Raw genomic sequence first — 11,563 nt, forward strand, 5'->3', positions numbered from 1 at the left:
TTGTCCTAAAACTCTTGTTTTTCCAAATGAGTCCGCAAAGATACGCGAACAGACTTAGTTTACCAAGCCTTGTTTTAGATTTGTAATCAGTCAATGAAGTGTAGTAAGTGAAATAAGTGTAGTAAGTTGCACAGAATACGCTTTACGCTCTGAACTTGCCAAACAACTTCACATACTTAACCTACTCAACCAACACCAATGCATTATCGGCTTTCTTCTGATCAAACTACTCCTCATTACATCGCCATTGACGCTCGGCTAACCGATATTAGTGCACCGGAGGTAGAGCTACAATTGCCAGCCTGGCGACCAGGACGCTATGAATTGCAGCAGTTTGCCAAAAATATTCAGCGATTTTCTATTGTCGATGGTCAGGGAAATCCGCTCCCGTTTCGTAAAATCACGAAAGATCGCTGGCTGGTACAGACAAACGGTGCCACCGAACTAACCGTCCAGTACAATTATTACGCGCTGTTAACTACGCCTAATCAACTGAATGCGGGTAGTAGTTTTGTGAGTGATACGCTACTGTATGTGAATCCTGTTAACCTGTGCCTGTATGCCGAAGGACGGATTACGGATCCATGTACGCTGGAACTTGATATTCCTGATACCTGGACAATTGCCTGTGGTCTTACTCAATCAGGTCCTAAAATGCTTCATGCAGCTAATTTTTATGAACTGGTCGATTGTCCGCTTATAGCCGCGCCCGTTATTCAGCACATTCAGTACGGAGTTGGGGGAACGCCTTTTCATGTCTGGATTCAGGGTGGTCGCCGGACGGATGGTGATCCTACTTTTGATGTCGAACGAATTGTGCGGGATTTCACCCGGTTTTCACAGAAACAACTCGATCTCTACGGCGAATTTCCGGAAGAGACGTATCATTTTCTGACGCTGATTTTACCCGTACCCTACTATCACGGCGTCGAACATCGTAATTCAACGGTGCTGGTACTTGGTCCCAATGATGAAGGGGAAGGGCTATACCAGGATTTACTGGGCGTATCGTCGCATGAGTTATTCCATGCCTGGAATATTATCCGCATTCGGCCTGTTGAACTGCTGCCATATGACTTTACGAAGGAAAACTACTTCTCAACCTGCTTCGTGGCAGAAGGTGTAACAACCTACTATGGTGATTTGATGCTTCGACAAGCTGGCGTTTTCTCCGATGAAGCTTACCTGAAGGAGCTTCAGGTACTGTTTAAACGACATTTTGAGAATAACGGACGAGCGTTTCAGTCGCTTACCGAATCCTCCTGGGATTTGTGGCTCGATGGTTACGATAAAGGCGTGCCCGACCGCAAAGTGTCGGTCTATCATAAAGGAGCCATTGCCGCACTGATTCTGGATCTACATATCCGCCGACTTACCAATCATGCCCATTCCCTGGACGACGTAATGCGCATCATGTGGCAACAGTTTGGAAAACCCTTCATGGGCTATACACTGGATGACTATCGGACAGTCACCGAAACCGTAGTGGGCGAATCGCTGGAGTGGTATTATGAGCTATGTGTTTTTGGTAATCAACCTCTCGAAACCAAACTCAATGAGTATCTGGATTGGGTTGGTTTACAGGTCGTTTACGAAGAGCCGACTACCGATCATCCCGGTGGTATTCGGCTACTGGAATTAGACGATGTTGCAGGTGCCAGGCAACGGGCGCGCTGGTTTGGGGGTAGTTTGACTCAACCTATGCACGAAGGACACGCCGAACTGGTGCCGGAACAAAAGTTAGGCAAAAACGTAGTCGCGAAATAACGATGGCGCCAGGCTCTTGCCTGGTGTCAACTATTTTCCGGCCTCTGGTCGGTAACTTAAATTCAGTAACAATTTATCGGCCAGAGGCCGCAGAATAATCGGTGCCAGGCAAGAGCCTGACACTATCCTGGTAACAAACCCTTATTGACTAGTTAATGAAACGTTCCTTTTTATTCTTTTTATTAATACCCAGTTGCCTACTGGCCCAGTCGAAACCTGAAAAGCCCTGGATGCTTGGGCCGTTTCAAAAAGAGAATGCGTACAACCCGATTTTGGCGGCTAAAAATAATACAACGTTCAGTTGCCCGGTACGCCATGAAACGGTTCGCTGGGAGGAAAAAGATGTATATAATCCATCAGCCGTAGTGCGTAATGGAAAGGTTTATATGATTTATCGCGCTGAAGATACGGTTCGACGGGTGGGTGGTATGTCGCGGCTGGGGTTGGCGGTCAGTAGCGATGGAATTCATTTCAAACGAATGCCAAAGCCCGTTTTTTATCCCGCTAACGATCCCATGAAAATCTATGAGTGGGAGGGAGGCTGCGAAGATCCGCGCGTAGTTGAAAGCGCCAATGGCGTGTATGTAATGACCTATACTGCCTACGACGGCGACAAAGCCCGTCTCTGCGTAGCCACATCGCGGAATCTGATTAACTGGCATAAACAAGGCCTGGCTTTCGATGATGTCGACAACGGGAAATACCGTAACAACTGGTCAAAGTCGGGGGCTATTGTTTGCAAACGGGTTGGCAGTCGATTAGTGGCACAGAAAATAAACGGCCACTACTGGATGTATTGGGGAGATAAACCGCAACTCCGCCTGGCCACTTCCGATGACCTGCTGCACTGGAAACCACTTGACACAGAGGGCGGCAAACCACTGGTTGTTGCTGAGTCGCGCAAAGGAAAGCATGACTATCGACTGATTGAACCAGGTCCATTTGCCATGCTGACGCCAAATGGTATTTTGCTGATTTACAATGGGATGAATGATGCAAAGAATGGCGATGTCAATCTGGCTGAAGGAGCCTATGCAGGCGGTCAACTACTTTTCGATGCGAATGATCCGACCAAACTCATTGATCGGTCGGAAAGCCACTTTATTAAACCCGACCAGCCTTATGAGATGGAGGGGCAAGTGAATCAGGTATGTTTTCTGGAGGGAATGGTCCCGTTTCGAGGGCGGTGGTTTTTGTACTACGGTACGGCCGACTCGAAAATTGGCGTGGCCGTAGCCAAACAATAAAGTGGATCCGCGGTAGCGTTAGTCTAACCGATTTGGTGGAAGTTATGAGAATAGATGTACAGTTCTATGTCACTAATGAGAAACGAATGGTCAAATTTCTCGTCTAAGCGTTCATAGTTGTGCTGGTACCCTATTCCATAGCTAAACCTAAATCGTTTATGAAGAACACTTCTTTTTTTAGGCAATTGCTTGATGACGAATCGTATCTTGAAAACGTAACCCAACGGGTTAATCAACCTGAAACGAGTATAAAACAAGTTCACCGATTAGCAATTAGTTTACTACTCGTTTGCCTGCATCGACAATTACAAACTGATATTGGTAAAGGATTAGTGTTGCGAATTTTAGAGAAACATGCGCGTTTGACAGCCTCTATCCCCGATTTTGACTTGACGATTACTACTGATTTCGTTGAACTGGTAACGGAAGGGCACTACCTGTTGAGTACCTTACTCCCTGGTAAAAAGAGTGCAATTATGACAATAATTGTACAGCATACGAAGCTTTCCTTTAGTGATATTGATCCGATTGTAGGACTATTTGCTTATACTCTATTTACCAGATTAGCCTTTGAGTTAATAAACCAGGAGGGTACCACTAGTTTTATGATACCCTCTGCCGAATTGGAAGAGTTTGCACCTGAACTGAGCAACAAGGATTATATGGCAATTGGAGCCTATTCTGTCTTGTCTTTGTCCAGGCCTGTTTCTATCGCTACAGCAGGTTCGTAATATGCCAGCATATCCTTATTATCTCCTACAATACCAGAGCTAATGGCCTGTCAATTTTTCAGTATGGGATTATGACTGAAAGCTGGGCGGTATAGGTGCGCTATAAATGTCTTTGTTAACCGTAATGATGTACATGTTAATGAACGGGCATATTCAGCCATTTCCACTCAAGTTCTATGCAAACGTCCCGCTCTCAAACCCTGTCTTTCGACGAATACGTCAAACAGGATGCAACAGCATTAGCTGAACTGGTTCGCACGGGTGAAGTAACCCCCAGCGAACTTCTCGAAACGGCCATTGCGCGAGCTGAAGCCGTTAATCCTAAGCTCAATGTTATTGTAACGCCCCTATATGACAAAGGGCGCGACATGGCCAATCACTTACCGGAGGCTGGACCATTGCGGGGTGTGCCATTCTTATTGAAAGATCTGGAGTTAGAGTGGGCGGGAACACCAATGAAATCGGGCAGCCGGGGCTATCAGAACTATGTATCAACGGCGGATAGCGAAGTGATCAAACGGCTCAAAGCCGCTGGCCTGGTTTTCTTCGGAAAAACCAACACGCCGGAATTTGGCCTGACACCCTACACTGAATCGAAACTGTACGGACCTGCCCATAACCCCTGGAAGTTGACCCACTCGCCGGGTGGGTCGAGTGGTGGGTCAGCTGCTGCTGTAGCTGCTGGAATTGTTCCGGCTGCAACCGCAACCGATGGCGGAGGTTCCATTCGGATTCCGGCTTCATGTTGCGGATTGTTTGGGCTAAAACCCTCACGGGCGCGTGTTACGCTCGGCCCCAACTTTGGTGAGTTATGGAATGGGGCCGTAGCGGGCCATGCTGTTACACGAAGCGTGCGTGATAGTGCGGCTCTGCTGGATGCCATAGCTGGCCCGCTGGCGGGTGATCCATATGGTATTTCGCCACCCGAGCGACCATTTCTACAGGAAGTTGGTCGAGAGCCGGGTAAATTGCGAATTGCATTCGCCACACAGGCGCTAATGCCCTCACAAACGACTGATCCGGAATGTGTTAAAGCCGTTCAGGAAACGGCCCGATTACTCGAAGGATTAGGGCATACGGTTGAGGAAATTCCCCTTCCCTATGAAAAAACGATTGTTACCGAAGCCTTTTTTGTGAACGTACTCGGCGAAACGGCGGCTGTCCTTCGTCAGTTGAGTGAATACCTGGGGAGGCCCGTTAAACGGACGGATGTAGAGTTAAATACCTGGGCGCAGGCACGACTGGCTGAAGGCTTCTCAGCTGCTGATGCTGCTTATCAGAAACGCCGGTGGAATACGCTCAACCGCAGTATGGGGCAACTGCACGAAACCTATGATCTGTTTCTGACGCCAACCTTACCCCGGCCGCCTATTGCGATGGGTACATTTCAAAACAAGGCCTCGGAAGAGCGTCTTTTAAAATTAGTTGACTCCTTCGGCGGTTTGAAATACCTGAATGGCAGCAAAACGGTAGAGGCATTGGCCGAACGGTCACTGGGCTACATTTCGTTTACGGTCATTACCAATATGACTGGTCAACCGTCCATGTCGGTACCGCTGCACTGGTCGGCAGATGGGTTGCCTATTGGCGTTATGTTTGCGGCTAAACTCGGCGATGAAGCAACTCTGTTTCGGCTTGCGGGGCAGTTGGAACAGGCCAAGCCGTGGTTTGATAAACGGCCGACTTTGTAATCGCCTTAGTACAACGTTTGAACAAAAAACAGTTTCTTATGAAAAGGTCTATTTTCATCGTACTCTGCTGTTCAGCTTTTTCAAGCCTATACGCGCTGCCGGATTTACCTGCTAAAACGTATTCCAGACAGGATACTTTGGTAGCTGTGCAACACCTCTTTGCCGATAAACGATCATCGGGGAAAATATATACAATGGTAGGCGGGTGTTATGTGTTGGGTGGACTTTTTGCCCCACCAATCTGGGTGGTAGGTGCCATACCAACGGGTTTTGGCCTGATCAGGCAAACTTGGTTTCGGCGTAATCGGGAGGAAGCGTTGCTCCAGGATTACCAGGCTGGAATTGCTTTGCCGAAACGGATTCAGCGTCGGTTGAAGGTAGCGTATTTTTAATTTTGTTTATATAATGGCACTTATACAGTATGATAACGATGTGGAGAGTTACATTGTTACCAGCTCAGTTGCATAAGTAAAGATAGGACTTCGAGAGGCCAGATACGTATGGGAAATAGTGATGTCCAGGTTAAAACGAACTGCTATAGCTATGCATATTGACTGTGGCCTATGCACCATCCGTTCCTGGAAACGGGGGGATGAACAGAACCTGCTTCATTATGCCAACAACAAAGAGATTTGGCTGAACCTGCGAGATCGCTTTCCACATCCCTATACACAAGCCGATGCGCATCAATGGATTGAGCTAGTGGTGGGTGCTTCTCCTGAAACGAACTTTGCTATCACTGTAGAGGACAAAGCAGTAGGGGGTATCGGTTTGATTCTTCATGAAGACATAGAGCGTTGTTCGGCTGAAGTAGGATACTGGTTAGGCGAAACGTACTGGGGACGTGGCATTCTGACAGCCGCTTTAAAGGCCTTTACTCAATACGCCCTGGATGAATTTGTACTAACTCGCCTGTATGCCGTTCCGTTCCTTCGTAATACGGCTTCAATGAAAGTGCTCGAAAAAGCAGGCTATCAACGGGAAGGTATCATGCGTCGAAGTGCGATTAAGGATGGCCAGGTCATCGATCAGGCTTTATATGCTTATGTCGTTTAAAATATGGAAACTAAGATACGGGCGCTCTCCACCCTGTTAAAGATTCTTAACGTAGCCGTTTAGATAGAGACGAGTTTTACTTAAGCATACGGGTAGCTAAGATTATGCTAAGGCGAACCTGGCAGCATTATTCGCTGTAATCCAGCTCTTTTCCGTACGTTTCCTCCATCGTGAGCAATGACCAGAGGCCAAGCGCAAAACATACGATGGCGACAATGGCCGCTGAGTGGATCACACCCAACGAAGGTTTCATAGCTTGAAAAGCCGGAATCGTAAGCAATGTAGTTGCCCGAACGTTGTTGGCTACAGACGTGGTGGCTGTAGCCCGGAGATTGGTGCCGAAGCTCTCCGCCGTGATGGTCAGGAACATGGCGATGTAGCCGATGCTAAAGCCCATAGCGAGACAAACGGCATAAAACGCGCTCGTTGAACTAATGCCACCAAACAGGTAAACAAGCACGAAGACGAAGGTAAGTCCCATCATTAAGCCAATCGCCTTTCGGCGCGATTGGAGCCATTGGCTCAGAATCCCACTGAACAAATCGCCAAGAGCGGTACCGATATACGTATACATCACGCAGCGCCCTGGTTGAATGGCTTCCTCGATACCTAAGGCCTTGCCAAATTCATTGCCGAAAGTGGCCAGGATGCCGATAACCAGATAGGTGGGAACGGCGATGCCCATGCAGCGCAGATACCGAAGGATAGACGTTTTGTTGCGAAACAATGCCAGAAAATTTCCCCGCGATACGCCCGTCTGTTGTACTCGTTTGAACATACCTGATTCGAGGATACTGACCCGTAGGAGAAGCAACCCCAAGCCCAGCCCACCACCAATGAAGTAGGTTGTCCGCCAGTCGAACAGGGTAACGGTGAAATAGGCGACTACTGCGCCAAACAAGCCCACGCCAGCTACTAACGACGACCCATAACCGCGCAGACGAGGGGGTAGAATCTCGCTCACGAGGGTAATGCCTGCGCCTAACTCACCCGCCAGGCCCAATCCCGCAATGAAGCGTAGCCAGGCGTAAAGCTGCGGATCATGGACAAAACCACAGAGAATATTTGCCAATGAATAGGTAATGATGCTGCCAAACAGAACAGACAAGCGCCCTCGTTTGTCGCCCAGAATACCCCATAGGATGCCGCCAACCAGCAAACCGGCCTGTTGATAATTGATAATCTTACCACCAACCAGGGAGATGTCAGCTTCAGACAGGCCAAGGTCTTTCAAACTAGGGACCCGGACAATATTGAATAATAGAAGATCATATACGTCCACAAAATACCCCAATGCAGCTACAATGACTGGAAGGGTAAACAACGGGCGTAGGGAGTTAGAAGAGGAGGCCATACGTTTACAGGGTAAAAGAAAAGAAGAAGACGTAAACGAAAGGAGTGGTCCACCTGAGCGACCATCTTTGGTTTACGTCTTCTTTAACCGAGTTTTATTCGCTTACCAGAATCGGATGTAAAGCATTGAAACCAGCATCACAATAATAACAGCCATTGCCAGGTTGGTTGGTGCCAGTTTGAACATGGACGAGTCGATAGCCAGTCCTTTGGGGTTTATTTTTGGCCCGGCCAGACTGATGAGTATCATCAGGCCAACGGTCAAAAAGAACGCCCAGCCCATGGCAACCAAGAACGGAATCTCGTACACACCCTCGCTGTTCAGGAATGAGGAATACATGATCGTTTCGGGGCCGAACAGCCTAGGAGCGAAGTTGTTAAATAGAACCGCAAAACCAAAGCCTCCCAAAATGCCAACGATAGCCGCGACACCAGTGGTGCGTTTCCAAAAGAAACCCAGCAAAAACACCGCGAAAATACCGGGGCTGATGTAGCCGGTATATTTTTGAATGAACGTAAAGCCACCTTCACCACCAATACCAAGCGCATCCTCCCAGGCCAGCGCAATAGATAATGCTACCGCCACCAGAATAGTGATTCGCCCGATCCAGAGTGAACGGGCTTCACTCGCGTTTTTGTTAATGTACTTCTGGTAAATATCGAGGGTAAAAATGGTCGAAATCGAGTTGGCTTTACCCGCCAGCGAGGCCACAATAGCGGCTGTCAGAGCGGCTACCGACAAGCCTTTCAGACCGGTTGGCAAGAACGTAAGTACTGCCGAGTAAGCATTATCGCCCGATACAACCCCGTTGCGGAGCATTTCGCCCTGTAGCCCGCCATTCTTGTGAATCACATAAGCGGCAATGCCGGGCAGCATCACAATGATTGGCATAAAAATCTTGAGCAGGGCTGCGAAGAGAATACCGGTACGGGCCGTTTTAAGGTCGGCCCCCAGGGCACGCTGGGTAATGTACTGATTACAACCCCAGTAATTGAGATTAACAACCCACATGCCACCGAGATACATAGCAATACCCGGCAACGTTAGGTAGCGCTTGATGTCAGGCTGGGACGCACCAGGATCCGGTTTTTCGAAAATCATGTGGAAATGGTCGTCGGCATCTTTGATCATGGCACCCAGTCCCGAAATAATACCCCCGTCCAGTCCTAATGTCAGGCTAACCTGTTGCAGGGCCAGATAGGTAGTAACCAGACCACCAATGATAAGCACCATAACCTGAATAACATCCGTATATCCAATGACATTCATGCCACCCAGGGTGATGAAAATCGCGAACAGACTCAGGCAGATAATGATGGTATGAAAACTGTCGCCCCCTACCAGGCTGCTGATAGCCAGCGCACCAAGGAATAAAATGGAAGTCAGGTTGACAAATACGTACAGGAACAGCCAGAAAACGGCCATGATCAGGCTTACCGTTTCGTTGTAGCGCGTGCTCAGAAACTGCGGCATCGTATAGATGTGGTTCTTGAGATAAATGGGAATGAACCACACTGCTACAATGATTAGTGAGATTGCCGCCAGCCATTCATACACCGCAATAGCGACCCCGAAGCGATAGCCATCGCCCGACATACCAATGAACTGCTCAGCGGAGATATTAGAGGCAATCAGGGACGCTCCGATGGCCCACCAGGTTAGTGACCCCTCGGCCAGAAAGAAATCTTTAGTGTCTTGTTTGGTTTTTTGATTTCGACGGTAAATCCAGTAGCCGTACGAAGAAACACCGATAAAATAGAGAAAGAAAATAACGTAATCGGTTAAGGTAAGTTGGTTCATTGTGGCAGTACGAAATATAGGTTGTGAAATCAGCCTGTAAAAAAGCAATTATTTCTCCAAATAGGCTTACTGTCGGCTAAAATCATTTAAAGATTAGCTAATTCAGTACTATATATACAGCTGATTAAACACAGAGACACCGAGAACACAGACAAATACATTATCTCTTTGTTCTCGGTGTCTCTGTGTTTAATCAGTTATTTCTTAGCCTGCTCCACTTTTTGCTGGATTGGTATTTTGGAAACTTCGCGCTCGCGTTCAGTTTGTTCTACGTACACCGCGTAGTCGGCGGGTTCAATTCGGATACCGAAATGGTTGGCATAGGCTTGCGTGAATTCCGCTCCGAAATAGAGAATAGCAGCTGTGTAATAGATCCACGTCAGAATAACGATCAGAGAGCCAGCTGCACCATAGGTCGAACTGGTGCTGGTGGTTTCGATGTACAAACCAATCAGGTAGCGCCCGAGCATGAACAGCAGCGCCGTAAAGATGGCTCCCCAACGCACATCTTTCCAGCCTATTTTGGCATCGGGCAGTACTTTGAAAATAACACCAAACAAAATTGTAATGACCGAGGTGCTGATCAGAAAATTGATCGCACTAATTACATAAACGCCAAATCCGGGTAAAAAACGCGTGAGTTGATTGCTTAACGCTAGCACCATTCCGTTAACAATTAACGATACCAGCAGGAGGAAGCCCAGACTAACTACTAACGAAGAAGACAACAATCGGTCTTTAATCAGTTTTAGCCAGCCTTTCTTCGGCTTGGGTTTAACCCGCCAGATCAGATTAACCGAATCCTGAATTTCGACGAAGATACTGGTTGCACCGAGCACCAGCGTAACAATGCCAATAGCCAGGGCAGTACTGGTTTTCCCCGACAGGCCCACGCTTTTTATCATGTCCTGAATCTGCTTGGCGGCTTCATTGCCTACCAGACCATTGATCTGGCCGAATATTTCGCCACGAATGGCTTCTTCGCCAAAAAAGATACTAGTCAGGGAGATGACCAGTACGAGCAGCGGAGCCAGCGAAAAAATAGTGTAATAGGCCAGAGCAGCACTCAATTTCAAACAGCGATCATCGAGAAAGCCGTTGAATGAATCGCGTAAGACAATCCAGGCGTTTGAAAAGAAGCCTTTATCGGTGTTAGTTTTCTTAGTTGCCATAGGCATTGGTATTGAGTCAGCGAACAGCTTCGGGTAGAGCCGCTTCAGAAGATGCATCATGGATGTAAAAGGCTATCCTAAAGTTGAACAAGCGGATTCAGTTACCTGAATAACCCAAATAGACGGCTGTTGTTATCAAACCAGGCCTTATATCAGGATAGGGGCGAAATTGCCCAGGCGGTTTGTGTTCAGTAGCGGACAGAAGCTGTACGTTTTCGGACAGTGAATTCCTCCTAAAAGCCTTTATTCCGCTTCTAAAAGCCCTTTTTTCGTTTGGCAGGCTATTTGTCCTGCAAAATTACAACTAATACTTCCGTCGTTTACTGCCATGCGAAGAGCCTTCTTGGGGGAGTTTGAAGAAATTGTGTTACTGGTTGTGGCCGCCTGCCTGACAGATGCCTATGGGGTCAACGTCTGGGAGGATGTTCAGCAGCAGACCGGACGCTCAATAACCATGAGTGCTGTTCATGCCACGCTCTACCGACTGGAAGAGAAGGGCTATCTGGCCTCAACAATGGGTGGCGCAACGGCCGAACGGGGTGGGAGACGCAAACGATTTTTTACGCTGACACCCCTGGGCGTACGGGCGTTAAATGATATCCAGGAGGTGCGAAGTCGCCTTTGGAAAGCTATTCCACCGGGCAAGTTTCAATTGATTGGGGGGTAAGGGAAGGAATGAATAATGAATAATGAATAATCGGGCTGCCCGTGCGGTACAATGATGAGTAAGTTTTTGGGTCTTTGG

General features: G+C 48.0%; 10 protein-coding genes. 7 read left to right on the top strand and 3 right to left on the bottom strand.

What is annotated here, in order from left to right:
- Nucleotides 1-198: 198 nt before the first annotated feature.
- The 6 genes from ACYVGO_RS29960 to ACYVGO_RS29985 all read left to right on the top strand — a co-directional run bounded on the left by ACYVGO_RS29960 (nucleotide 199) and on the right by ACYVGO_RS29985 (nucleotide 6,492).
- Nucleotides 199-1,767, top strand: coding sequence for a M61 family metallopeptidase (locus ACYVGO_RS29960; RefSeq protein ID WP_460972461.1), 1,569 nt, complete (start codon nucleotides 199-201; stop codon nucleotides 1,765-1,767).
- Between the two features lie 155 nt (nucleotides 1,768-1,922).
- Nucleotides 1,923-3,014 carry a glycoside hydrolase family 130 protein gene (locus ACYVGO_RS29965; protein WP_460972462.1) on the top strand — a complete coding sequence of 364 codons (1,092 nt, stop codon included), beginning with the start codon at nucleotides 1,923-1,925 and terminating at the stop codon, nucleotides 3,012-3,014.
- Nucleotides 3,015-3,172: 158 nt separating this feature from the next.
- Complete coding sequence (locus tag ACYVGO_RS29970) at nucleotides 3,173-3,745, top strand: hypothetical protein (protein WP_460972463.1); 573 nt, start codon at nucleotides 3,173-3,175, stop codon at nucleotides 3,743-3,745.
- Between the two features lie 176 nt (nucleotides 3,746-3,921).
- Nucleotides 3,922-5,436: an amidase gene (locus tag ACYVGO_RS29975; protein WP_460972464.1), complete on the top strand. Its 1,515-nt coding sequence runs from the start codon at nucleotides 3,922-3,924 to the stop codon at nucleotides 5,434-5,436.
- A gap of 38 nt (nucleotides 5,437-5,474) precedes the next feature.
- Nucleotides 5,475-5,828, top strand: coding sequence for a hypothetical protein (locus ACYVGO_RS29980; RefSeq protein ID WP_142774790.1), 354 nt, complete (start codon nucleotides 5,475-5,477; stop codon nucleotides 5,826-5,828).
- Nucleotides 5,829-5,979: 151 nt separating this feature from the next.
- Entirely contained in the window at nucleotides 5,980-6,492 is a 513-nt protein-coding gene (locus ACYVGO_RS29985; RefSeq protein ID WP_460972466.1) for a GNAT family N-acetyltransferase, read from the top strand.
- Nucleotides 6,493-6,619: 127 nt separating this feature from the next.
- On the opposite strand, the gene ACYVGO_RS29990 is transcribed toward ACYVGO_RS29985, so the two are convergent.
- The 3 genes from ACYVGO_RS29990 to ACYVGO_RS30000 form a co-directional block, all read right to left on the bottom strand.
- Nucleotides 6,620-7,846, bottom strand: a complete 1,227-nt coding sequence (locus ACYVGO_RS29990) for an MFS transporter (protein WP_460972468.1) — start codon at nucleotides 7,844-7,846, stop codon at nucleotides 6,620-6,622.
- Nucleotides 7,847-7,948: 102 nt separating this feature from the next.
- The gene (locus ACYVGO_RS29995) at nucleotides 7,949-9,646 is read right to left on the bottom strand and encodes a sodium:solute symporter family transporter (RefSeq protein WP_142774787.1); all 1,698 of its coding nucleotides are present in this window, start codon (nucleotides 9,644-9,646) and stop codon (nucleotides 7,949-7,951) included.
- 197 nt (nucleotides 9,647-9,843) lie between these two features.
- Nucleotides 9,844-10,818 (bottom strand): YihY/virulence factor BrkB family protein, encoded by a 975-nt coding sequence (locus tag ACYVGO_RS30000; protein WP_142774786.1) that lies wholly within the window; start codon nucleotides 10,816-10,818, stop codon nucleotides 9,844-9,846.
- Nucleotides 10,819-11,146: 328 nt separating this feature from the next.
- Here ACYVGO_RS30000 and ACYVGO_RS30005 point away from each other — a divergent pair, with 328 nt between their 5' ends.
- On the top strand, nucleotides 11,147-11,485 hold the full coding sequence (locus ACYVGO_RS30005) for a PadR family transcriptional regulator (protein WP_142774785.1): 339 nt from the start codon (nucleotides 11,147-11,149) through the stop codon (nucleotides 11,483-11,485).
- Nucleotides 11,486-11,563 lie beyond the last annotated feature (78 nt).

Source organism: Spirosoma migulaei (assembly GCF_054776855.1).